Origin of the sequence: Drancourtella sp. An57, from assembly GCF_002161525.1 — a bacterium.
Classification (GTDB): Bacteria; Bacillota; Clostridia; order Lachnospirales; family Lachnospiraceae; genus Sellimonas; species Sellimonas catena.
Genome location: NZ_NFHY01000019.1, coordinates 1 through 24248 on the forward strand (window position 1 = coordinate 1; position 24248 = coordinate 24248).

Sequence of the window (24248 nt, forward strand, 5' to 3'; positions counted from 1 at the left end):
TTTTAATTGTTTTTTGGTCAATTCAATTATATCAAACCAGATGGTTTCATGCTATTTTATTGCCAGAACTTATTGAATTTTCAAGGTGCATAGGCACTTATTCAAGTGCGAAGTTTGAGGTCTTATTTATAGTGTTAACGGAGAAATCTCCTTCAAAAACATATTTTCCATAAAAAGTTATGTTTTTAGTAACTTTCTCATTGCTGGTAAAATCTGCCTTTTGTGTACATCCTTTATCTGTATACCATCCATCGAACACATAATTAACACCATTTACATTTTTTGTTGCATCTGGGGTTGGCTTGCTTTCACCTAACGATTTGTATGTTTGTGTTGTAGTATATACTTTTGGCCACTCTTCACTAAAGCTTGTATATCCATCAGCTCCCGGATTCCACACTTGATAATCAACCGTTATCTCGTTTGGAGTAACCAATGAAGCATATCCATCAACATGCCACGAAGGATCCTTAGTAATTTCCTGATCTCCATTATTTGCACCAGCAGAATCTACTAAATATGCCCATTGAATAGAATATGTGTAATCTTCTCCATTCGTACTATATCTGTAAGTATGCCCATTATAAGTAATATCCGGATAAGATGTTGGATAAGTTTTAATCATATTATCAACATCATAATATTTTACTTCGCTTGCAGATGCTCGAGGAGCTTCTACTTTTCCTGTTCCAGCATAATACCATGCCTCTCTATAATCGGTACCTTCTGCTGTTCCAGGTTTCCATATATAGAAATATCCTGTTTGTTCTGTATCGCCTGATGTATTTCTTGTAACAATAACTTCTACATTTTTTGAAATAGTTCCTGATTTAGCATAAACTGTAGCAGTCCCTATCCCTTTTCCAGTAACTTTTCCACTACTATCAACTGTGGCCACATTAGTATTATTTGAAGTCCACGTCACTGTTGCGTTCTCTGGTGTAGTTGTTGCTATTATTGTCTCTGATTTTCCAACCATAAGAGACAGACTACTTTTACTTAGTTCAAGGGAAGTGGCATCTATCGGCTTTTCTTTTACCTCTATAGTAAGGATAGTTTTATGACTACATTTTATTGTAGCATTTCCTGCTTTCTTTGTATTGATAGTTACGATCGCTGTGTTTTTGCCATTACTTACATCTGCTGTATCTTTATTGGTACTTGACCAGTCATGCCAGTGATGAAACCCACCTTCACACTGAACATTTAAAATTATTTCACCACCATGATCACCTACATAGCATACATAGGTACCATTAACGTAATCTGTGCTGAATGGAGCAATTTCTGCAAAATTCGATTCACCTTCTATTGAATCGGTTTGCTGTTCTTCTGTTGTCTGCTGATCTGACTTGTCAGTCTGATCACCGGCTTCATCTTTCTGCTCTACCTGTTCGGCATCCTCGCTATCATCTTCTTTCTCCGTTATCTTCTGATATACGACTTTGACAGTAGTATTCTCATCTACCTGAAGTTCGTAGTAGCTGTCTTTCACCAGCCTGAGCGGTGTCTTCTCGTCAGGCATCTGGTACACTGCGGATACCTGATATCCGTCGTCGGCTTTTACCTTAAACTGGACTTTTCCATTTTCGTCCGTCTTTAAAGTTTTGCCGTCAGCCACTTCGTTGCCGTCCATATCGGTAACCTTACCGTGTTTTTCCGGCGTCTCGAAGGTGATATCGTAGAGGACCTTCTCTTCTTCGGTCTGGGAAGCTTCCTGCTTTTCTTCAGCTTTCTGAGCTTCCGCCTCCGTAGATGGAGTCTCCTGGGTCTGTGTATCCGTGCTCGGAGTTTGGGAAGAAGTTTCGTCTTTTGTCGTTTCTTCTTTTGCTGCCTCCTCCTGTGTCGTCTGAGCCTCAGTCTGACTGCCTGCATCTGTCGTGGTATTCTGCGTGTCAGTTTTCTTCGTTTCAGTCTGCTGTTCAGCCTGCGCTGAAGAATCTGTGCCATTTCCCGTCTGATCAGATGCCTGCCCCTCTATGCCTCCCGATGCATCGCTTTGGGAATTAAGAGATTCGGCACTTTCGGCACCTGCCTGTGTAGTAGTTGTGTCTGTTCCCGGTGCCGCATATGCGACATTAGAAAACACCATTGCAGCCGCTACTGCCAATGCTGTAATCCTTTTTGCTCGTCTCATCTCTTTTCCCCTCCTTTCCTTTTAAATTTTTTTGTATTCCCTCCATGCCTCACGGCATCATGGTTCATACATATAGGGGAAAAAATTTACCCCTACACTATATAAAGACGGAACAAACTTCAAAAAAGGGTCACATTTTCTTCATTTTTTTTTCATATTTTTCAAATTTTTTCTTCTGAATGGACGGCATATGGAAAACAGCCTGTTTTTCCGCCATTTTTGCGTTTCATTTTTCTCAGGTACTGACGGTGTTTTTCGTACTACGGTCTAAAAAAAATGGAAAACATTTCCTTTTTTTTTATTTTTCCGCTGCTTTTTTTAATTTTTTCAAGTTTTTTTTCGATTTTGTGAACCGTTTTGCACTTTTTCACCGTCTAAAATATATAGAAAGGTTAATTGCGGAAGTTATCCGGACGATCTTCTTTTTGTTCTGGTCAAAGGACCTGGCAAATCACGTCAGTTTATCATTAAACTTCCGTTGTAGGCGAAACCGGCTCTGTTTTCGCCATAGATAATTAGATTCACATTTATATTGTCACAAACCGGTTACTAACATTTATTGCAGAAAGGACTTGTGGAATCATGAAACATGAAGAGAACAACCGTACTAACAGGCATTCTGAAACATCTGATTTTCTTCACGACAAAAAAGCCGCAGACCAGCTTTTTCAGAATATCGTTTCAGAGCTTGAATTAAACCCATCTTTAACCCGTCATTCAGGCTGTGCATATCACCGTCGTTTTATCGGCCGTTATGTTTTGCGGGGCACCTGCGTACTGGCGGCGGCCTGCCTGTTTGCTTTTTGCGGAACCGGGTTTCTTCAGAAACCTGCGATTTCCCGTGTGAAGGCAGCCCCGTCTTCCAATGCGGCAAGTGCTACTGTAACATTTCAGGTAGATGCACTTTTTCCAGTCCGTGATGTCAGCGCTTCTTTGAACGAGAAAACGATCAGTGTAGACACTCTTGGAAACAACGGCTATTCCATTGAGGTCAGTGAAAACGGATACCTTCTTCTGGAAGTGGTTTCCATTTCCGGTATCCGGTCAGAGCAGGGCCTGTCAATTGATTCGATTGACGATCAGGCGCCTGTCATCGTGTCACATATGCACACGGGCAGCCTTATTGAAATTCATGTCCGAGATATTGGTGATTCCGGCGTTGACTATGACGGTATCTATGCCACGACTTCTTCCGGCATGATAAAGCCGGAATCCTTTGACGCTGCAGACGGGTTGGTCGTTTTTCCGTATCCGTCCGAGGATATGTATATCACGATACCAGACAAAAACGGAAACCGTCTTGTTTCCCTCCTGCAGCCGGCTGATGAATCCGGCACTGAAGAAAGTCGATAAATTTCTATTTTCAGAACAAGGCCAGGAAAAGGATTGATTCCTTTCTCCTGCCTTGTTTTCCTGTTTCGCAAATGGTATACTTAAAAGACATAACAGAAAAACAGTCCGGTTTAATTTATAAACGACAAGAGGTTTAACGATGTCACATGAATCATTTGACACGAAATATCTTTCTTATCTTTCCGGTTTTATCCGGAAACATGATGGGAAGGCTTTCGCAGAATTATACAACTATACATACCAGAGGGTTTACAAATATGCTTTCGCATTTCTGAAAGACCCTTATCTGGCTCAGGATGCAGTGCAGGAAATCTACACTTCCATTTACAAAAATATAGATGCCTTGAAAGAGGATTCTCTGTTCCACTCCTGGATGAATCAGATTATCTATCATATCTGCTGTGATTTTTCCCGGAAAGCAGGCAGCAGTCAGAACGAGCAGACTGATTTTACCAGTGATCCGAGGGTGCTTAGTATCGCCTCTGAGGAGGACTGCTTCCGTGACATCTCTGACCGGGAGTTTTTAGCTCATTACCGGGAAGCTCTGGATGAGCTCCCTTTTGCAGAGCGTCAGGCATTTCTCCTGCGGTACGAGCATGACCTGAAGCTGGAAGAGATTGCCGTGTTTCTTGACTGTTCTCTCAGTACTGCCAAGCGGCACCTGCGCGCTTCCAAACGGCATCTGGCCGAAAGGCTGAAATCATTTCAAAACTAAGATAGGAGTTTTTTGATGAATCTGAAACGCAGACTTGTGATTCTGTGCGGGCTTCTTTTCTGTCTCGTCCTTCTTGTTTCCGGATGCTCTTCCGGGGGGAAATCTTCTTCCGGCGGTGGATCCGGGGATGGCAAGGCCGGGACACGTGACTCGACGCCGCACGTTTATGTACCGGAAGCATCCGGGACGGGTCTTCTTGGCGGACCGCCTCTGACTCTGGATATCTCTCACACGGACCAGGGCTATCTGATGGCTCTTTATGACGGTTCCGCATCGAAGGCAAACATTCAGATCACCGGTCCGGACGGAATCACATATAAATATTTCATCACAACTCCCGGACAGTATGTGACGTTGCCGCTCACATCCGGGAGCGGTACTTATACGATTGCCGGATATGAGAATATCGTAGACAATCAATATGCATCTTTATATAAGGAAACGATTGAGGTCACACTGGCGGACGAGCTACTGCCGTATCTGTACCCGAACCAGTATGTGAATTTCTCTTCGGAGTCCCGGGCGGTTCAGAAGGCCTCCGAAGTGGTAAAGAGCGCTTCCTCCGATCTGGACGCCGTGGCGGATGTGTACCATTTCGTCATCGAGCATGTGTCTTACGACACGGAAAAGGCCGAGACAGTTCCTGCCGGTTATCTGCCGGATGTGGACGAGACGCTTTCCACCGGAAAGGGGATCTGTTTTGACTATGCCGCGCTGACCACGGCCATGCTCCGTTCCCAGAATATCCCGACCCGTCTTGAGATCGGATATTCCGGAAAAATCTATCATGCATGGATCAGCGTCTACATCGAAGACATCGGGTGGATCGATAAACTAATTGAATTTACTGGGGATGCGTGGACGAGGATGGATCCGACCTTCGCCTCCAGCAATGAAAATAATGAAAAGATTCTGAAATATATCGGCGATGGTTCCAATTATAACCTTCAGTACCTGCATTAGTTGCAGCCGCAGTTCAGAAAGGAGTATTATGAAAACTTTATCCAATACCGAATTAACAACGTTCTGCAGTCAGTTTGCCCTGATCCTGCGTTCCGGGATCTCATCGCTTGAAGGGCTTTCGATCATGCAGGAAGATACCCCGAAAGGGGAAGGACAGGAGCTTCTTTCCGGGATGATCCGGACAATGGAAGAAACCGGAAGCCTTTACGAAGCCCTCACCGCATCGGAAGTGTTTCCGCCGTATCTTTGCAGCATGGTGGAGATCGGGGAACAGTCCGGACGTCTCGATGACGTCATGGCTTCTCTTTCGGAGCATTACCGCAGGGAGGACGAGATGGCCAAAAACATCAAAAGCGCGGTCTCCTATCCTCTTGTCATGCTGGGTATGATGATTGTTGTCATCTTTGTCCTGATTGTAAAGGTACTGCCTGTATTTAATGAAGTATTCCAGCAGCTAGGTACCGGCCTTGGCGGTATTTCCGGTACAATTCTTTCTCTTGGAAAAACAGTCAGCCGTTATGCGCTCGTATTTGTCCTTGTTGCGGCAGTGATCGCCGGGCTCTTTCTCTATTTTGCCTTTACCATAAAGGGCCGCCGTCAGATCCGTGTCTTTGCAAGATCCTTTCTTCCGACCCGGAAACTGATGGAAAAGATCGCATGCTCCCGCTTTGCAAGCGGCATGTATCTTTCCCTTTCAAGCGGGCTTGATACGGATCAGAGTCTGGAAATGGTTTCCCGGCTTGTGGACCACCCTGTGATTCAGGAAAAGATCCGGAATATCCAGGCACTGATTCTGGAGGGAACTTCCTTTGCGGATGCAGTGTCACAGACCAATATGTTTTCCGGCATCTATGCGCGCATGGTTTCCATCGGATACAAGACCGGCGCCATGGATGATGTAATGAAACAGATTTCCGTACAGTATGACGAAGAAATTGACTCCCGGATGAGTGATCTGGTGGCAAAGCTGGAGCCGACTCTGGTAGCCATTCTTTCCATTATTGTCGGTCTGATTCTGTTGTCGGTCATGCTCCCTCTGATGGGAATCATGTCCAATATCGGCTAATCGTTCTTGGGAGGAATTTATGAATCGATTCACGAAACAGCCCCGGCGCATGACGGGGGTCAAATATCTCATTTCCATCGGGATCTTCTGCGTGATTCTCTTCTGGTTTCTTGGAGGACTTTCTTCCATTTCAAAGACAACGTCCGAACAGGAGCTGGAGAGTCTGAAGCAGGCTGTCATCCGAAGTTCTGTCCAGTGTTATGCGCTGGAGGGATTTTATCCGGAAAGTCTGGAATATCTGGAAGATCACTATGGACTTACTTATGACGATGATAAATATGTGGTTTCCTATGAGGTGACCGCCTCCAACCTGATGCCGTCCATCGATGTCTTTGCGCTGAATGAAACGGAGGTGGATTTCAATGAGTAATAAGCGAAAAAACCAGGGCCACATTGTCGATCTGTTTTTTACGCTGTCTTTATTCTGTCTGTTTGCCGCCTCGGCCCTGATTGTAGTGATCATCGGCTCTGACGTTTATCGCAAAACCACAGCAAATATGGAGGAAAATTATGCAACGCAGACCGCGCTTTCCTACACCGCCGAGAAAATCCGCCAGCATGATTCGACCGGAGGCGTCTATCTGACAGATGATGACGACGGAAATACCATCCTCGTTCTAAGCGACAATGCAGGAGGGGAAACTTATCTGACCTATATTTACCCCTATGACGGCTGGCTTTGCGAGCTGGTCGTGAAAGAAGGAACCGGATTTTCCAAAGAGCAGGGAGAACAGATTCTGGAAGTGGATACGTTCTCCGTGGAGGAAGAAGACGGATTTATCCGGGTGAACGCAGCGGATTCCGGCTCTGCACCGGTGTCCTGCCTTTTGCATCTGAGAAGCGGCTCCGCTTCCAGCATCGAATCATAATAAAGAAGGGAGAGTTCCATGAGTACACGAAACAGCAGCAAATCCAGCCTGTTTTTGATCGAGCTGATTATCGCGATCTTGTTTTTTTCAATCGGAAGCGCCGTCTGTGTGCGGGCGTTTGTGAAAGCCCATTCCCTCAGCACGGAAGCAAAGGACTTGAGCTTTGCGTCTGCCCAGGTTTCCAGCATGGCTTCTGTACTGAAATATACTGACAGATCTTATGCTTCGATCCGCGAACACTTCCCTGACGCAGCAAAAAGCGGCGATGATTTCCTTGTCTTCTACGATGAAGAGGGAACTTCCTGCCCGGAGAAGGATGCGGTCTTTACGCTGCATGCAGAAACGTCCGAAGAATCCGGCATGATTCATGCGCATATCTACATGGAGCGCGCAGGAGCGGATCCGCTCTACGAACTGGAGCTCCGCTTCGTTCCACAGTCGGACGGAAAGGAGGCACCGGAAGATGAATCCTAGAAGAAAGAATTTTTTGAGTACAGGGACGACCTCGATTGTGCTGATCTTCGTTCTTTTGTGTCTTTTGACCTTTTCGGTACTTTCTGTTGTCAGCGCCAGGGCGGATCTGAATCTCAGCACCAAAAGCGCGGACAGGACAACCGAATACTATGAGGCGGAAAATGAGGCTAATGATATTCTGCTTACAGTCAGAAATTCGCTTGCTTCCCACGCAGGCTCCCCGGATTTTCTTTCCGAAGTCCGGTCCGATCTGGAGGGGAATAGCGGGATCACATTTTCTGAGGAGAATGCCCTCTCCTATCATGTTCCCATCAATGAAAACCAGCAGCTTTTCGTCTCTTTGACACTGTCTGCCGAGCCGCAGGAAAACGGGGACTATTACCAGATTGAAGCATGGAAAGTGGAAAATACACACGAATGGAACAACGATACGTCAGTACCGGTTCTGAACAGTGATACAATGGATGAGTTGTTTTCGGAGGAATAGCGTATGAATGCACTTGAATTTTTAACAAAAACGACACAGGAAGGAGCATCCGACCTCTTTATCGTGGCCGGGCGCCCGCTTTCCTATAAAAAGAACGGCAAGCTGATTCAGGCGGATGAAGAACGGATGATGCCTGATCAGTGCGAAGCCTTTGTGAGGGAAATTTATGATCTCGCCGGACACAGGGATATTTCCCGTTTTCTCGCCTGCGGGGATGATGATTTTTCCTTTGCAGTGCAGGGCCTGTCCCGGTATCGTGTCAGTACATACCGTCAGCGTGGTTCTCTGTCCGCTGTAATCCGGGTCATCACTTTTGAACTTCCGAACCCGGATGCTCTCGGAATTCCGGAGTCCATCATCCGCCTGTCCGATATGAAAAAAGGACTGGTACTTGTGACCGGACCGGCAGGAAGCGGAAAATCCACCACTCTTGCCTGTATCATCGATGAAATCAACCGGACACAGGAAAAGCATATCATCACTCTGGAGGATCCGCTGGAATTTCTCCACCGGCATAAGAAAAGCATCGTAAGTCAGCGTGAGATCAGCTCCGATACGGAAAGCTATCTTACCGCTCTTCGGGCCTCCCTGCGGCAGAGCCCGGACGTCATCCTGCTTGGAGAAATGCGGGACTTTGAGACGATTTCCGTTGCCATGACAGCAGCCGAAACCGGACATCTTGTCCTTTCCACCCTGCATACTCTGGGTGCGGCCAACACCATCTACCGGATCATCGATGTCTTCCCGCCAAACCAGCAGCGTCAGATCTCGGTGCAGCTTTCCTCGGTGCTTCAGGCAGTTGTATCGCAGCAGCTCATTCCGGCAAAGGACGAGACACTGGTTCCTGCTTTTGAGCTGATGACTACCACTCCTGCCATCCGTAATATGATCCGGGAGAACAAGATCCATCAGATTGACGGTCTGATCTACTCTTCCGCCGGAAAAGATATGCTTTCCATGGATAACAGCATTCTGGCACTTTACAAATCCGGGAAGATATCGGAGACCGAAGCACTTTCCCACGCATCCAATCCGGAAATGTTAAAACGTAAACTGTAAGCCTGTTCAAAAAAAGGGACGGAAGATCATCTCTTCCGCCCCTATATTTTTGCCTTATTTCAGTAATTTTGCAATGGTCTTTTTCAGCACATCAAAGTCGATCGGCTTGGAAATGTGCGCGTTCATGCCCGCTTTCTGCGTCAGTGCAATATCTTCCGTAAAAGCGTTGGCTGTCGCGGCGATGATCGGGATCGTCTTTGCGTCCGGACGATTCAGATGCCGGATCTGTCTGGCAGCCTCACATCCGTCCATCACAGGCATCTTCATATCCATAACGATCAGAGCATACTCGTTTTCTTCGCTCTCCCGGAACAGATCCAGTGCTTCCTTTCCGTTCCATGCCTGCTCCACTTCGAAGCCGAACATCCGGAGAATCTCAACACCGATTTCCATATTGATCTCATTGTCCTCGGCAATCAGCACCTTCCTACCGTTTCCGTCCAGTTCCTCCACGCTGTCTGGTGTGTCCTCCCCGCTTTGTTCCGTGTTGCCGGATACATCTGTGTTACAGATTTCCAGCGGGAGCATCACTGTAAATGTCGTTCCGTTTCCCAGACTGCTCGTCACCTCAATCGTTCCCTGCATTTTGATGACCAGGTCATGCACGATCGGCATGCCAAGGCCGGTTCCCGCAACCTTTGCTGCCCCGAATTTGGTTTCCCGCTCAAAAGGGATGAAAATCTTTTTCAGGAAATCCCGGCTCATGCCTGCACCGTCATCCTCCACAATAATCTGATATTTTCCAAATTTACTGTTGTAGTCTTTCTGCTCTGTCACCTGAAGCCGGATCTTTCCATTTTCCTCCGTAAACTTGAACGCATTGGAAAGCAGATTGTCCAGAATCTGCTGAATCCTGCTCCAGTCACTGTTGACCCATTCGTCATCCACATGAATCAGAACATCGAACTGCTTCTGTTTGTCCGTAATCTGTGTCTGATAGACAAAAACCAGCTCTTCCATATTTTCCCTGATATTAAAGTCCTGATTCCGGATTTCCAGTTTCCCCTGCTCCATCTTGGACAGTTCCAGGATGTCATTTATCAATGTCAGCAGTTGATTACTGAGACTTTGGATTTTACGGAACGCATCTTTTATACGCTTTGGATCCTCCAGATTTTCCATAGCCAGATTGGTCAGACCGATAATACCATTCAGCGGCGTCCTCATGTCATGAGACATATTGGAGAAAAAGATATTTTTGGACTTCGCCATCTGATCCACGGAATTCAGAGATTCCTGCATGAATTCCATGCGGGAAAGCTCCTGCTTCTTCGTATTATCGATATCCTTAAAGCAAAGTACAACCGAATCCTGCTGCAGCGATTCATCATACAGCATCTGCACATGAACCCAGCGGTACTCCTGATTGAACATTCTTTTAAAGTCTCCGCCGAAATCCCTGACTCTTTGCCGGGTGAGCTCAAACATATTGTCCCGTGCAAACGCCTCCCTGAACTGCTGGTACGTATCATCTTCCACAATCTCTTTGAGAATATCCAGCAGCGCATCATAGCTGCCCTTCTGGGGCAGACGCTCTCTGACATAATCCGACCCTTTCAACATAAAGTACTGGTTTTGGTTCAGATCAATCATGTAAAGCGCATAATAGGAATTCCCCAGCACCCGTACAATATCATTGTAAAGTCTGGCTTTTTTATTCGCCCGGTATTCCAGCAGAAGGAACGCAATGAGAAGAATGATAAAAAACATCATTACAAGAAGAAACATTCCCCAGGATTCCTTCAGCGGCTCCAGGAGCTGATTAAAGGGGATGGTAATGACGGAATACCAGCCATTGTCCAGCTCAAAATAGTAAACTCCCCGCTGCTTTCCATCCATCCCTTCAATCGAAGAATCATAGGAGGCATGCTTGCCGGCCTTAATATCATGGAAAAATCCAAGATATCGATTCTGAATTTCTTCCTTAGAAAGATCTTTTCTCGTTACATGCCAGTTCAGCAGTGTTCCTTCCCCGTCTGAAAGAAAATAATGGCTCTGATCCGGAAGATCTTCCAGAATACTGTCGGCCATGTTCTCCGGATACAAGTCCGCCGCTACAACATTTTCTGTTCCTTCAATCCGTTTTGCAAGTGTCACAACCTCTGTCTTGAGTCTGACATCCTCGTACACATCGGTATAATAAATCCCGTCTGTCCGGAGCGCTCCCTGATACCAGTCCGTCTCTTCCACATGGTAGGATACGTCGTCTTCCCATGGTGTTGCCGCTGCAATCTCTCCGTCAATGTAACTGTAGATTTCAAGTCCTGTCAGATTCATGGTCTCATCTGCCATATTAAGGAAGTTTTTCATAAACTGTTCTGTATCCACAATGGTATTGCCGGGCCTTAGCTGGTACTCCAGCAGATTCAGCAGATATTCATACTGCTCTGTATACATTTCCTCTCTCGCCCCGTATTTGGACGCGACCTCTGCCCCCATCGACTGTCCACTCTTCAAAAGCGTATCCCTCATCTGCGTAACACTGAACGGAAACACCACAGCCGCTATGATAATACATAAAATCAGCGACCAGTATATTTTCTTTTTCTTTTTCATGACGTTCCTCCTGAAGGGAGTTCTCCCATATCCCGGACGATCTCTTTCAGGCACGCTGTCAGATCCGGATTAAACGCTCCACACTCGCCGTTTTCTATCATGGAAACCGCCTTTTCCACTGAGAATGCCGGCTTGTATACCCGTTTGTTGGTTAAAGCGTCAAAGACATCCGCAATCGCCACTACCTGAGACCAGACAGCTGTCTCTTCTCCTTTCAGTCCATCCGGGTATCCCCTGCCGTCCCATCTCTCATGATGATGCCGGCAGATGTCATAAGCGTACCGGTAAAGCGGATTCGCATGATATTTTGGAATCTGCTGTAAGATTTCACAGCCTTTGAGTGTATGCTGTTTCATTACCTCAAACTCTTCTTTTGTCAGTTTTCCCGGTTTGTTCAAAATCTGATCCGGGATCGCGATCTTCCCGACATCATGCATGATCGCTGCAGCGGAAATCATTTCAATCTCTTCTTCTTCAAACTGATATTTTTCCGGATTCATCCGGCACAACTCCCGTAAAAAGAGACCCGTCAGTTCCTTGATCCGCTTTACGTGGGCGCCGGATTCACCGCTTCTGAACTCGATAGCCGTAGAAAGGGTCTCGATGATCGCGTTATTCAGTTCGTAAATCTCAAGCTCCTGAGCGAGAAGCTGCTGATGCTGGAGATCTACCGTATTGCTCAGCCGCTTTCTTGCGCGAAACAGTTCCACAACACTTTCCACGCGCTTTTTTACAAAGTACGGAACAATCGGCTTTTCAATAATGTCCATCGCTCCCAGCTGATATCCCCGCTGCATGTTCTGCTCCGAAGAGTCCGCTGTAATCAGAAAAACCGGAATCGTCTCCGTCAGTCCTTCGCGGTTCAGAATTTCAAGCAGGGCCAGTCCATCCATCTTCGGCATGACAATATCCAGAAGAACCGCCGAGATACTTCCGGGATTCCGTCGGATCAGCGCAAGCGCTTCTTCTCCGTTTTCTGCCTCCAGTATTTCATCCCGTCCTTTGAATGTCTCACACAAAATCATGCGGTTGATCTCATTATCATCTACAATGAGCACCGCTGACTTTTCCTCGTCAAACCCGTCTTCCCGCATGTTCATATCCTCACCAGTCCTCTCTTCTCATTTCTGATCCGCTATTCCATTCTGCGCAATGCCGCAAGTATCCGCTCATATCTGGCTTCGCACTCTGCAAACAGTGCTTTGGTTTCTTCCGGCCGGCCTTCCCGCACGGCACAGACTATCTCATGGCTCTTTTCACTTAAAATATCCAGTCCCAGATTGGCCGCGGTTCCTTTGAGTGTGTGCGCTTTTGTCTCGATTGCTTTCAGATCCTCTGCCTTTACCGCCTCTTTGAGTTCCTGAAAAGTAGAATCATCTATGAATTTTTTCAGGAGCCGCCCGTACAGTGCCTCCATTCCATTCAGCCGGCCAAGCGCCGCCTGTAAATTACATCCTGTCTCTTCTGAAAGTTTTTGAATATCCATCTTTTTTTCGTCCTTTTCCATTTAGTCTTTTATAGTGTAACACATCTTTCCTCCGGAAGAAAGCCTTCTTCCTCCTTCTTTCTGCCGCAGTGACGTTCTGGAAATTCACGATTGCTCTGCCCTGCATTTTTCCTTATAATGAAGGTACGAAAGGAGCCCGTCTCATGAAAAAAGAAGGTTATTACTCGACCGGTGAGCTGATGAAGCTTGCACACATTACGAAAAAAACCATCCGGTATTACGATGAACATAATATATTGAAACCATCCTATGTCGATCCTGCTACCAGAACCAGATTCTATACGGACGACGATCTGGCACGCCTGCAGCAGATTCTGCTTTTAAAGGCTCTGGGATTTTCTCTGTCTGATATTATGGAAATGACGATCAACGCTTCCGATACACACTTTATGATGGATTCTTTGAATCTGCAGAAAAAGCTTGTGGAGGACCGCATCGAACAGCTGCAGATCGTAGCACGCACCATTCAGGAAACAACCCAGCTGATCTCAGACCATAAAACGGTCAACTGGAGCAACATGCTGAGTCTGATCCATGATCTCGGTATGGAAACCAGCATGAAAAATCAGTACCAGAATGCCTCCAATATTTCCGCCCGGATTCACCTCCATACACGTTACGCGCACAACCGACAGAGCTGGTTCTCCTGGATCCGTGAGACGGCACCGTTTTCTGCCGGTATCCGGGTACTGGAAGTCGGATGCGGGGACGGCACATTCTGGAAAGAAAATCTGGACACCCTTCCGGATAATCTGGTTGTCGTCTTATCCGATATCTCAAACGGGATGCTTCGTGACGCAAGGCGTACACTGGGAGCTGACTCCTCCCGCTTTTCTTTCCGGACCTTTGACTGTGAGACAATTCCCTATGGGGACGAAAGTTTTGATCTGGTCATCGCAAACCATGTTCTTTTTTACTGCGATGACATCTCCGCCGCATGCGCGGAAATCGCAAGGGTGCTGAAACCCGGCGGCACCTTTTTGTGCAGTACCTATGGTCAGGAACATATGAAGGAAATCTCTCAGCTTGTTTCCTCCTTTGACGACCGGATCGTCCTTTCTTCCACCAAACTGTACGACCGGTTCGGAAAAGAAAATGGAAGAGACATTCTTTCCCCTTATTTTTCCCGGATCACCTGGAAACAATACGAGGACTTTCTGACCGTGCCGGACCCGGAGCCTTTGATCTCCTATATTCTGTCCTGCCACGGCAACCAGAACCAGTACATTCTGGAACGTTATAAGGAATTTTCAGCCTTTGTCAAAAAGCAGACAGACCCTTCTTTTCATGTCACGAAAGATGCCGGCTGTTTCCTGTGTGTCAAATAAATTTCAGTTTTTTTCAAAAAAGGCTTGCAGGTGCCCCAGGGGCACCTGTTATGATAGGAACAACAGGAAAGAATAAGACTGAAAAAAGATAAAATCATGTAACGATCAAAGGAGGTTCATATGAAAGGAATCATTCTTGCAGGCGGCTCCGGAACCCGCCTCTACCCACTGACCATGGTCACATCCAAACAGCTGCTTCCGATTTACGACAAGCCGATGATCTACTATCCGTTGTCTGTTCTGATGAATGCAGGAATCCGGGATATCCTGATCATCTCCACACCGCAGGACACACCGCGGTTTGAGGAGCTTTTAAAGGACGGAAGCCAGTTCGGAATCCAGCTGTCCTACGCAGTACAGCCAAGCCCGGACGGACTTGCCCAGGCATTTATCATCGGAGCGGATTTCATCGGTGACGATTCCGTTGCCATGGTGCTCGGAGACAATATTTTCGCAGGACACGGACTGAAGAAACGTCTGAAAGCTGCCGTAGAAAATGCAGAATCCGGAAACGGCGCTACTGTTTTCGGTTACTATGTAGATGATCCGGAGCGCTTCGGTATCGTTGAATTCGACTCCGAGGGCAAGGCTGTTTCTATTGAAGAAAAGCCGGAACATCCGAAGAGCAACTACTGCGTGACAGGACTTTACTTCTACGACAATCATGTTGTCGAATACGCGAAGAACTTAAAGCCGAGTGCCAGAGGAGAGCTGGAAATCACAGATCTGAACCGTATCTATCTGGAAAAAGGTGCTCTGAATGTAGAGCTTCTGGGACAGGGATTCACCTGGCTGGATACCGGAACCCACGAAAGTCTCGTAGATGCTACCAACTTTGTGAAAACCATGGAAACACACCAGCACCGTAAAATTGCCTGCCTCGAGGAGATTGCATATCTGAACAACTGGATTTCCAAAGAGGATGTGCTGAAAGTCTACGAAGTATTAAAGAAAAATCAGTACGGCCAGTATTTAAAAGACGTACTGGATGGAAAATATCTTGACGCACTGCGTTAGAATGGATTTCAGGAGGAAAAGAAAATGAATATTATCGTAACCGGAGGAGCCGGTTTCATCGGTTCCAACTTTATTTTTCACATGTTAAACAAATACCCGGACTACCGGATCATCTGTCTGGACTGCCTGACCTATGCGGGTAATCTTTCCACTCTTGCCCCGGTCATGGACAATCCAAATTTCCGTTTTGTGAAGGAAAGCATCACAGACCGTGAAGCAGTATACCGTCTCTTTGAGGAAGAGCATCCGGATATCGTGGTCAACTTCGCTGCAGAAAGCCATGTAGACCGTTCCATCGAAAATCCGCAGGTTTTCCTTGAGACAAATATCATCGGTACTTCCGTCCTGATGGACGCCTGCCGCAAATACGGTATCCAGAGATATCATCAGGTATCCACAGACGAAGTTTACGGCGACCTTCCGCTCGACAGACCGGACCTGTTCTTCACGGAAGAAACTCCGATTCACACAAGCAGCCCGTACAGCTCCTCCAAGGCAGCTGCCGACCTTCTCGTGCTTGCATACTACCGCACTTACGGACTTCCGGTGACGATCAGCCGCTGCTCCAACAACTACGGGCCGTACCATTTCCCGGAGAAGCTTATCCCGCTGATGATTATCAACGCGCTGCATGACAAGCCGCTTCCGGTTTACGGAGAAGGAATCAATGTCCGCGACTGGCTCTATGTGGAGGATCACTGCAAAGCCATTGATCTCATCATCCACAAAGGACGTGTCGGAGAAGTTTACAATGTCGGCGGACACAATGAAATGAAAAACATCGATATTGTAAAAATCATCTGTAAAGCACTTGGCAAACCAGAAAGCCTGATCACACATGTGACAGACCGCAAGGGCCATGATATGCGCTACGCGATCGATCCGACAAAGATTCACGAAGAACTTGGATGGCTTCCGGAAACAAAATTCGAGGATGGAATCCAGAAGACAATCCAGTGGTATCTGGACAACCAGGACTGGTGGGAAACGATTGTTTCCGGTGAATACCAGAACTACTATGAGGAAATGTACGGAAACCGTTAGGCTGCCGTCAGAAACATCAGGAAGGAGTCAGTCATCATGAAAGTATTTGTAACCGGTGTGGCCGGCCAGCTCGGCCATGATGTCATCAACGAACTGACAGAACGTACCAGTAACCAGGCAGGAAATTACACCTGCACCGGTTCTGACCTTGCCCCGGAGTACAGCGGAGCTCAGGACGGTACCGCTGTCACAAAAGCACCGTATGTCTCTTTGGATATCACCGATGAAGCGGCGGTAGAACGCGTCCTTCTTCAGGAATCTCCGGATGTGGTCGTGCACTGCGCGGCATGGACTGCCGTGGACCTTGCGGAAGATATGGAAGAAAAAGTGCGTCAGGTCAATACCGTCGGAACGGAAAATATTGTCAAAGCGGTAAAGAAACTCGATGCCTCCAGACCGGAAGGCTGTAAGATGGTTTATCTGTCCACGGACTATGTCTTTGACGGACAGGGGACAACCCCGTGGGAGGCGGACTGTAAAGATTATGCTCCGCTTAATATCTACGGAAAGACCAAGCTCGAAGGAGAACTTGCAGTATCCGGACAGCTGGAAAAATATTTCATTGTCCGCATTGCATGGGTATTCGGACAAAACGGAAAGAACTTTATCAAGACCATGCTCAATGTCGGCAAAACACACGACAAACTTACAGTAGTCAACGATCAGATCGGAACACCGACCTACACTTACGATCTTGCGAAACTTCTGGCAGACATGATCGAAACAGACAAATACGGCTACTATCATGCAACCAACGAGGGCGGATATATCAGCTGGTATGATTTTGCTGTGGAAATCTTCCGCCAGGCAGCTGAACTTGGTCATCCGGAATACGATGCAGAGCATCTCACCGTACTTCCTGTTACCACGGAGGAATACGGCGTATCCAAAGCAAGCAGACCGTTTAACAGCCGCCTGGATAAATCCAAGCTGGTTCAGAACGGATTTACACCGCTGCCGGACTGGAAAGATGCTCTTCACCGCTATCTGACCGAACTGGAATTTTAATAACAGAAACGTTGCGAAAGGAGATCGATTGAAATGGGACAGATCACAGTAGAAAAAAATGTCGGCGGAATCGAAGGTCTCTGTGTCATCACACCGGCCGTACATGGCGATAACCGCGGATATTTTATGGAAACCTATAATCAGAATGATATGGAAGAAGCCGGCCTGCATCTGAATTTTGTACAGGACAACCAGTCCAGCTCCACAAAAGGCGTTCTGCGCGGCCTGCACTTCCAGAAACAGTTCCCTCAGGGAAAACTTGTCCGCGTCATCAAAGGCTCCGTCTTTGATGTGGCTGTGGATTTAAGAAAAGACTCCCAAACATACGGAAAATGGTACGGAGTCGAACTGACCGAAGAAAACAAGAAACAGTTTTATGTACCGGAAGGCTTTGCACACGGCTACCTCGTCCTGTCCGACAGCGCCGAATTCTGCTACAAATGCACAGACTTCTATCATCCGGGCGATGACGGCGGACTGGCATGGAACGATCCGGAAATCGGCATTGAATGGCCGGAAGTGACCGGAACTTATCCGGGAAGCGGAGCCTGCGCGGGATATACTCTTTCCGACGGTACACCGCTGAATATTAATGAAAGAGACCAGAACTGGCCGGGCATCAAAGACGCATTCCAGTTCTAAATCCATTTGAAGCTTTTTAGAAAACCAGGCACCTGCCGCAGACCGGGAGCGGACTGCTCTCCTGCGATAGTGTACCTGGTTTTTCTTGTCTTTTCAGACCGGTCATGCTATACTACAGATTTGATACTGCAACACAATACTGGAGGAATCTTATGAGGCACAAGAAAACACGACTGATTGCCCACGCGGCCATGATCGCCGCGATTTATGTCATACTGACCTGGCTCTTTGCCCCTTTCGGATTCGGCGAAGTCCAGATCCGCATCTCGGAAGCACTTACTATCCTGCCGGCCTTCACACCGGCTGCGGTGCCGGGCCTTTTTATCGGATGCCTGATCGGAAATATTCTCTCAGGCGCGATCCTGCCGGATATTATTTTCGGAAGCCTCGCCACGCTGATCGGAGCAGTCCTCGTCTACCGGATGCGTAACTGTAATCCTCTGCTCCTTCCAATTGCGCCGGTCCTGTCCAATACCGTGATCGTGCCGCTGATTCTATATTATGGATATGGCGTCCATCTGCCGATCCCGGTTTTAATGATCTCCATCGCGGCAGGAGAAATCGTCAGCTGCGGCGTCCTTGGCATGATCCTCTACCGCGCACTCTCCCGCTATCAGAACAGTCTATTCCGCTGGGATCACTAGGCATCAGACAGCAAAGCTGTCGTTATCCGGAGTAAACCGAAGAGCTTTCCGGCCTTCTTCTCCTCTTGAAGCTCCGCAGGATGTGAAATACACACCATCCTGCCACGGCTCCCAGCACGTTGTTGAAAATATCGTCAAACTCAAAGAGTCCAAGCCTGAAAACAAGCTGGCTCATCTCAATACAGCCGCTCACCGCCAGGGAGGACAGCAGAACCGCCCAGAACGGACATCTCCGCAGCGCATCCGTCAAAATGAATCCAAACGGGAAAAACAGCACGATATTATTTAAAATCTCCAGGCCGAAGGCCACACTTCCTTCGAGAATCCATTTCTTATACGACCAGAACAGCTCCAGCTCATATGTATGCGACTCTCCCTGTTCCCGGAAGAAAATCGTAAAATACGCAATCGCAACGATCTCCACCACCAGACAGATGATGGCTACCGGCTCCCGCAGGATCCGGAAAAACCGGATATTCAGCCAGTGCATAAATAAAATATATAAAAATACAAAGCATGCCAGAAATGCAACCAGATAGCGGTACTCGATCACGTACAGCTTTAAAAACCATACCGCTTTTTCAGCTAAACTCTGAAACAGTTCCCACACTTTTATCCCCTCTTCCCCGGCACTGTCTTCTCAATATAAAATCAGCGCCATATGATATTTACTAATGATATACCGATCGTCGGAAGGAATCAAGGACAAAAGAAATAAGATTTCCTTAAATGTTTGTGAAGGAAATGTTGCCCCTTCTTTCGCATTTATCACATAACATAATATTGACTAAGTTTCACAGAAAAATTATACTATTTAGTAGAGAAAAAATAACAACATAGTTTGGTATGTTGCTGCAAAAGAGGAGGACAATCATGAAAAGTAATTCTTACAGTAAAGTGCCGGTATTTGAAAACGGACTGGCACAGCCTGTTTTCCCGTTTACGGATGGAAAAACCGGGGAAAATTATGATCCTGCAACATCTGATATCGTCAGATACTGCGTCTATGTAGAATCCGACTATGATATGGATGGAGACGGAAACCGGGATCTTATTAAAACACTTGTGCAGGTTCCGCGCAGCGCAGTAGAAGGCAATTACAAAGCCGCTTCTTTGTTTGAGGCACGCCCGTACTGTGCCGGTGTTCAGGAAGACGGTTACGATCATATGAAAAAGGTTGCAGAAAAAGAATACCGCAAATTCGATTTCAACGATCTGAAAAAGGAAGTTGCTCCGCGTGTTCCTACAGGTGAAATCAGCGCCATGGATCTTGCATTGAAATCAGACCCCTCCGACTGGTATTACAAGGACAAGGGAAGCACGGACAGTATGGTTTACGAAAACCTTGACAACTTCAATTATTATCTTGTCCGCGGCTTTGCGGTGATCACAAGTGCGGGACTCGGAGCGCTTGGCTCCGATGGATTTAACTATGTAGGATCTGATTACGAACGGGACGCATTTAAAGCCGTGGTAGAATGGCTGCACGGCGACCGTGTTGCCTACGCAGACCGCACCGGCACTATCATTACAAAAGCCGACTGGTCCAACGGAAACGTTGCCATGACAGGAAGATCCTACGCCGGAACCATGCCGTTCGCAGTGGCTACAACAGGCGTAGAAGGACTGAAAACCATCGTTCCTGTTGCCGGAATTTCCGACTGGTACAGCCAGCAGAACATGCAGGGCGCACAGCGTTACTGGCCAAAAGAGATGTTAAACAGCTTCCTTGCCTACTACTGCTCAAGCCGTTATCATGATGAAACACTGTCTGAAAAACAAAAAGATGACATTGCAGCATTCCACCATGAGCTGAGTCTGCAGCAGCTGAAGTGCGGATTTGATTATGATGAGGAATTCTGGGGAAGCGGAAACTACCGTCTGCATGCTGACAGGATCAAGTGCAGCGCACTGATTGTCCAGGGATTAAACGATGAAAACGTCTCCACCAAACAGTTTGACATGATGGTAAAAGCCTTCCAGAAATCCGGACAGACCTTTAAGACAATCCTTCATCAGGGTCCTCACATCACACCTACCATGCCGAACAAAAACTACGGAATCCTGATTGACGGAAAATTCTATGATGACATTGTAAATGAATGGATTTCCCATTATCTGTACGGCGTGGAAAACGGCGCCGAGTCAAGGCCGGAAGTTCTCGTACAGACAAACTACGATCAGAAAAAATGGGAAACATCCGATTCCTGGGATACCGATTACAGCATGAAACTGGAAAGCGCCGGAACCGGCACATCTGTCATCGATACAGACTGGAAAGCTGCAGGAATCAGCGCTGAAAACTTCGACGATGTGATGGGAGTAAAATCCACCAATATGGGTCAGCGCTATGTGACAGATCCGTTCGAGGAGGCTGTCACGATCCAGGGCACGGTCCGCCTGAATCTGCGCGCTTCTTTAAAAGACGGAGACGCCGATGCAGACTTCCATCCGGAAAATCCAAACGACGCCGATACACTTACGATGAAACTTGGTTCTTCCAAAGTTTCCGGCAGAATGGATGACGTGGAAATTGCCGTTCTTCTCTGTGATGTCTGCGATGAAGAATTCGACAGTATTCAGACTGTAGATCCGGAAAGAAACATTATCCCGGTAGAAACTGTAAAAGAAGGCGGAATTATCAACGGCGGCGATCTTCCGGCATTTAACGAAGCCGAATTCTCGACTGTACATAAGAAATACCGTGTCATCACACGTGCCTTCGCAGATCTTTGCAATCCGGAAGCAGGTTATGAACCGGAAACCGCAGCCAACAGCATTGAGCTGAAAAAAGGCGAATATCACGACTACCATGTATATCTCTTCGCAACAAGATATACCGTACAGCCTGGACACAAGCTTGCATTGGTAATCGCTACAGAAGATCCGATTAACTGCATGATCCACAAAACATATTCAGTTGAGATCGATAATACTTCTGTCAATGCAGTAGTTCCGGTTACAGCAGAAACAAAAGACCGCACAGTCACTCTGAACTAATTGAGCATACGGAAAAATTAGATGAAGAGATAATGCACAGCCTCCAATAGTCGGAAAGAGCACTGCTCTTGATTGTTGGAGGCTGTATGTTTACACTGGTACAGTTGACTTTTGCTGTCTATTTTCGATATGCCAATATGTTATTGTTGGCATTTCCAAAGTGCCATCGGATGTTCCTTAATTCTTTCCACGATTTCTTCATCATCAAATAACAATTCCGGAACATACTCTTTGGCAATAAATCGGTCCATGTATTCCTGCTCTTGATCTGTCAGCTGCATCAGATCTGTAATATAATCTTTTGCCTTCTGCTTTCTTTCATCAAGCATAAAATTATCTTTCCTGCTCAGTACCGGGAACAAATCTCTTCGTATCTTACCAAACTTCAAGGAATCAATGGCTGATGTATCAAAATCACGATTCACTGTCTCTGCTGAAATTGTTGCATAGAATGCAAAGCACTTACGGAATATGTCTCTTTCATCAACAAACAAATTTTTAGCTATCAGATTTCCCCAATCGTACAAGTCTCTTGCTGCGGCTCTACTAATCAGAGCATTTCCTTTCGCTGCAAAAATCTCCATAGGAGCTACCATGCGAATCATCAAGTCATCATCAAACACTTCCGGAAGAATTTTTCTATGTACTGGTTCCAAAATATGAGCACGTAAAGAGTAATTCAACTCTATCTTTATCATATCTCTGTTGCCACCGGCATTTTGATATTGGTAATAGAAAGCATCCAAACTGTGCGTAAGGCGGGAACCTTGGGAAAGCTGATACCCTTCTGCCTCCATATAGTCCTTAATAAGAGTAGTAATCTTCTCCCTGGCCTCTAACATGTCCACTTTCGTATCGTTTGGTGTGTAATCCAAATCAATATCCACAGACAAACGTGGAAGATTGAACACTGTCAAATTGATGGCTGTTCCGCCTTTTAAAAGCAAATGTTCTTTTAGATATTCTTCTTCATTCAGATACCGCAAAATTTCCTTCAGGCGTAAAACTTTTTCAAAGGTATCTCTCACGAATCCCTGCTGTTGTGCAACACGTCCAATTTCTACTTTATTATATATCGGCATCCATCACCACCCCATTCTTCATATTTTGTAAATCATACGGAACAACCAATTTCCATGTATCATCATAACAACCTCCCTCCTGGTCGCGTGTAAGATAACGCTTACTTTTTCCAATTTGTTTCTTGCATTTTTCAAAGAACAGATCAGACAGTCCCATTTGTTCCTTGTGCTGCCATAATAAATATCCCATCTTCTGATACAAAAATTGATTTTGGTAAAGCTCCATATACTTGAGCAATCTTTTTTCCTGCATTCTGTGTACACTCTCTATATTCTGCACCACTTCTTCAATACCAGAAATCTTATCCATATCTTTGATGCTGTCAACAATGGTACGCTCCAAATTAGTTACTGCAACGCCTCCGCTATAAGGAGACTTCTCGATTCCTTCTGAATTTTTTGACGCTACAAAACAGTAGGTATAGCCATCAAATGTAAAATCACGGAAGCTAGTCTCGGAAGATACATATACATCATAATAGACCTGATCTGTAATTCCATAATACTCCATAGCTGTATGGTGGGACACATAGGATGTCGGTGTGATATGGCTAGCTATCTGAAAACGATTTGCAACCGGCGCACCGGTCTCTCCGCTAATGCAGGTGTACATATTATTACGAATCTTGGCCACCATACCATCTTTCATCAATCGTTTAATCGCAGAACGTGCACTATCCATATTATTGTAAAATTCATTTACATCCTCCATATTAAAGACTGGTTTTTTCAACAATTCGAAATATAGGTTCATGTTCCATCTCCGTTCATTTTCTCATCAGTTTAGCTTTTCCATAAGCCATTTTGTTATTCTTTTAAACTGATGATACTCCCGTGCCTGTTATTTGTCAAGTTTATATTTTTGTCATTTTGGTTTATCAAAGAGCTATTATGAATTAAATTCAAACTTTTTTGTTGTCTTAAACATAGTATTCTCATTCAAAATCAGTTTCATACCAATAAAAAACAGGTCTATCGAGGCAGTGCATCCCACAATAGGCCTAATTCTTCTACTTATATTCTTTTTCCAAAATCCAGATTAATCCATCCCCCTTTTCAGCTTGTCTCATTTTGTTGCACCTCTGTTTTCTGTAGGTGTAGCACTTTACACGATATGTCAAAAGCATTTCTTATAAACAACATAGAAACTTCAATAAAGTGAAGAACTGTCTGGAGAATGTTGAATTTCTCCCGGCCCATTGCTACAATATTCTTAAGATTCCTGTCTGTTTTTCAGGTCTCCTTCCATTCGAAAGGAGTGCTATTAATAAAAAACAGACAGAACAGAGACTACTAA

General features: G+C 46.2%; 23 protein-coding genes. 16 read left to right on the plus strand and 7 right to left on the minus strand.

What is annotated here, in order from left to right; translation table 11 throughout:
* Positions 1-97 precede the first annotated feature (97 nt).
* Positions 98-2137 (minus strand): Ig-like domain-containing protein, encoded by a 2040-nt coding sequence (locus B5G11_RS13670; protein ID WP_087254736.1) that lies wholly within the window; start codon positions 2135-2137, stop codon positions 98-100.
* A gap of 582 nt (positions 2138-2719) precedes the next feature.
* Between B5G11_RS13670 and B5G11_RS13675 the strand changes: the two genes are divergently transcribed.
* The 9 genes from B5G11_RS13675 to B5G11_RS13715 all read left to right on the plus strand — a co-directional run bounded on the left by B5G11_RS13675 (position 2720) and on the right by B5G11_RS13715 (position 9123).
* Positions 2720-3490 (plus strand): hypothetical protein, encoded by a 771-nt coding sequence (locus B5G11_RS13675; protein WP_087254739.1) that lies wholly within the window; start codon positions 2720-2722, stop codon positions 3488-3490.
* Positions 3491-3629: 139 nt separating this feature from the next.
* Complete coding sequence (locus B5G11_RS13680; RefSeq protein WP_087254742.1) at positions 3630-4205, plus strand: RNA polymerase sigma factor; 576 nt, start codon at positions 3630-3632, stop codon at positions 4203-4205.
* A gap of 15 nt (positions 4206-4220) precedes the next feature.
* Positions 4221-5168 carry a transglutaminase-like domain-containing protein gene (locus B5G11_RS13685; protein ID WP_087254745.1) on the plus strand — a complete coding sequence of 316 codons (948 nt, stop codon included), beginning with the start codon at positions 4221-4223 and terminating at the stop codon, positions 5166-5168.
* Positions 5169-5196: 28 nt separating this feature from the next.
* A complete protein-coding gene (locus tag B5G11_RS13690; RefSeq protein ID WP_087254748.1) occupies positions 5197-6234 on the plus strand; it encodes a type II secretion system F family protein in 1038 nt (345 codons plus the stop codon).
* 19 nt (positions 6235-6253) lie between these two features.
* Positions 6254-6604, plus strand: a complete 351-nt coding sequence (locus B5G11_RS13695; RefSeq protein ID WP_087254751.1) for a hypothetical protein — start codon at positions 6254-6256, stop codon at positions 6602-6604.
* Positions 6597-7103 (plus strand): DUF4860 domain-containing protein, encoded by a 507-nt coding sequence (locus tag B5G11_RS13700; protein WP_158099292.1) that lies wholly within the window; start codon positions 6597-6599, stop codon positions 7101-7103. Before B5G11_RS13695 ends, B5G11_RS13700 begins: the two co-directional genes overlap by 8 nt.
* Positions 7104-7121: 18 nt before the next feature.
* Positions 7122-7577: a hypothetical protein gene (locus B5G11_RS13705; protein WP_087254757.1), complete on the plus strand. Its 456-nt coding sequence runs from the start codon at positions 7122-7124 to the stop codon at positions 7575-7577.
* A complete protein-coding gene (locus B5G11_RS13710) occupies positions 7567-8064 on the plus strand; it encodes a hypothetical protein (RefSeq protein ID WP_087254760.1) in 498 nt (165 codons plus the stop codon). The genes B5G11_RS13705 and B5G11_RS13710 overlap by 11 nt, the downstream gene beginning before the upstream one ends.
* A 3-nt stretch (positions 8065-8067) precedes the next feature.
* Complete coding sequence (locus B5G11_RS13715; protein ID WP_087254763.1) at positions 8068-9123, plus strand: PilT/PilU family type 4a pilus ATPase; 1056 nt, start codon at positions 8068-8070, stop codon at positions 9121-9123.
* Positions 9124-9177: 54 nt separating this feature from the next.
* Here the strand turns inward: B5G11_RS13715 and B5G11_RS13720 are convergent, their stop codons facing one another.
* The 3 genes from B5G11_RS13720 to B5G11_RS13730 are packed head-to-tail and all read right to left on the minus strand — an operon-like array spanning position 9178 to position 13165.
* Positions 9178-11679, minus strand: a complete 2502-nt coding sequence (locus B5G11_RS13720) for an ATP-binding protein (RefSeq protein WP_087254766.1) — start codon at positions 11677-11679, stop codon at positions 9178-9180.
* The gene (locus B5G11_RS13725) at positions 11676-12779 is read right to left on the minus strand and encodes an HD domain-containing phosphohydrolase (protein ID WP_087254769.1); all 1104 of its coding nucleotides are present in this window, start codon (positions 12777-12779) and stop codon (positions 11676-11678) included. The genes B5G11_RS13720 and B5G11_RS13725 overlap by 4 nt, the downstream gene beginning before the upstream one ends.
* A 35-nt stretch (positions 12780-12814) precedes the next feature.
* On the minus strand, positions 12815-13165 hold the full coding sequence (locus B5G11_RS13730; protein ID WP_158099293.1) for an Hpt domain-containing protein: 351 nt from the start codon (positions 13163-13165) through the stop codon (positions 12815-12817).
* Between the two features lie 164 nt (positions 13166-13329).
* Here B5G11_RS13730 and B5G11_RS13735 point away from each other — a divergent pair, with 164 nt between their 5' ends.
* The 6 genes from B5G11_RS13735 (at position 13330) to B5G11_RS13760 (ending at position 18869) form a co-directional block, all read left to right on the plus strand.
* The gene (locus B5G11_RS13735) at positions 13330-14514 is read left to right on the plus strand and encodes a methyltransferase domain-containing protein (RefSeq protein WP_087254775.1); all 1185 of its coding nucleotides are present in this window, start codon (positions 13330-13332) and stop codon (positions 14512-14514) included.
* A 120-nt stretch (positions 14515-14634) separates the two neighbouring features.
* A complete protein-coding gene (gene rfbA / locus B5G11_RS13740; RefSeq protein ID WP_087254778.1) occupies positions 14635-15531 on the plus strand; it encodes a glucose-1-phosphate thymidylyltransferase RfbA in 897 nt (298 codons plus the stop codon).
* A gap of 24 nt (positions 15532-15555) precedes the next feature.
* The gene (gene rfbB, locus B5G11_RS13745) at positions 15556-16575 is read left to right on the plus strand and encodes a dTDP-glucose 4,6-dehydratase (RefSeq protein ID WP_087254781.1); all 1020 of its coding nucleotides are present in this window, start codon (positions 15556-15558) and stop codon (positions 16573-16575) included.
* 36 nt (positions 16576-16611) lie between these two features.
* On the plus strand, positions 16612-17583 hold the full coding sequence (gene rfbD, locus B5G11_RS13750) for a dTDP-4-dehydrorhamnose reductase (protein ID WP_087169547.1): 972 nt from the start codon (positions 16612-16614) through the stop codon (positions 17581-17583).
* 33 nt (positions 17584-17616) lie between these two features.
* Positions 17617-18225 (plus strand): dTDP-4-dehydrorhamnose 3,5-epimerase, encoded by a 609-nt coding sequence (gene rfbC / locus B5G11_RS13755; RefSeq protein WP_087169548.1) that lies wholly within the window; start codon positions 17617-17619, stop codon positions 18223-18225.
* 152 nt (positions 18226-18377) lie between these two features.
* Complete coding sequence (locus B5G11_RS13760) at positions 18378-18869, plus strand: QueT transporter family protein (protein WP_087254784.1); 492 nt, start codon at positions 18378-18380, stop codon at positions 18867-18869.
* Between the two features lie 22 nt (positions 18870-18891).
* On the opposite strand, the gene B5G11_RS13765 is transcribed toward B5G11_RS13760, so the two are convergent.
* Positions 18892-19479, minus strand: coding sequence for a VanZ family protein (locus B5G11_RS13765; protein WP_087254787.1), 588 nt, complete (start codon positions 19477-19479; stop codon positions 18892-18894).
* 263 nt (positions 19480-19742) lie between these two features.
* Here B5G11_RS13765 and B5G11_RS13770 point away from each other — a divergent pair, with 263 nt between their 5' ends.
* Positions 19743-21869 carry a CocE/NonD family hydrolase gene (locus B5G11_RS13770; RefSeq protein ID WP_087254790.1) on the plus strand — a complete coding sequence of 709 codons (2127 nt, stop codon included), beginning with the start codon at positions 19743-19745 and terminating at the stop codon, positions 21867-21869.
* A gap of 140 nt (positions 21870-22009) precedes the next feature.
* On the opposite strand, the gene B5G11_RS13775 is transcribed toward B5G11_RS13770, so the two are convergent.
* Both B5G11_RS13775 and B5G11_RS13780 read right to left on the minus strand, forming a co-directional pair.
* Complete coding sequence (locus B5G11_RS13775) at positions 22010-22951, minus strand: nucleotidyl transferase AbiEii/AbiGii toxin family protein (RefSeq protein ID WP_087254794.1); 942 nt, start codon at positions 22949-22951, stop codon at positions 22010-22012.
* Entirely contained in the window at positions 22938-23684 is a 747-nt protein-coding gene (locus B5G11_RS13780) for a type IV toxin-antitoxin system AbiEi family antitoxin (protein WP_242959067.1), read from the minus strand. The genes B5G11_RS13775 and B5G11_RS13780 overlap by 14 nt, the downstream gene beginning before the upstream one ends.
* Between the last annotated feature and the right edge of the window lie 564 nt (positions 23685-24248).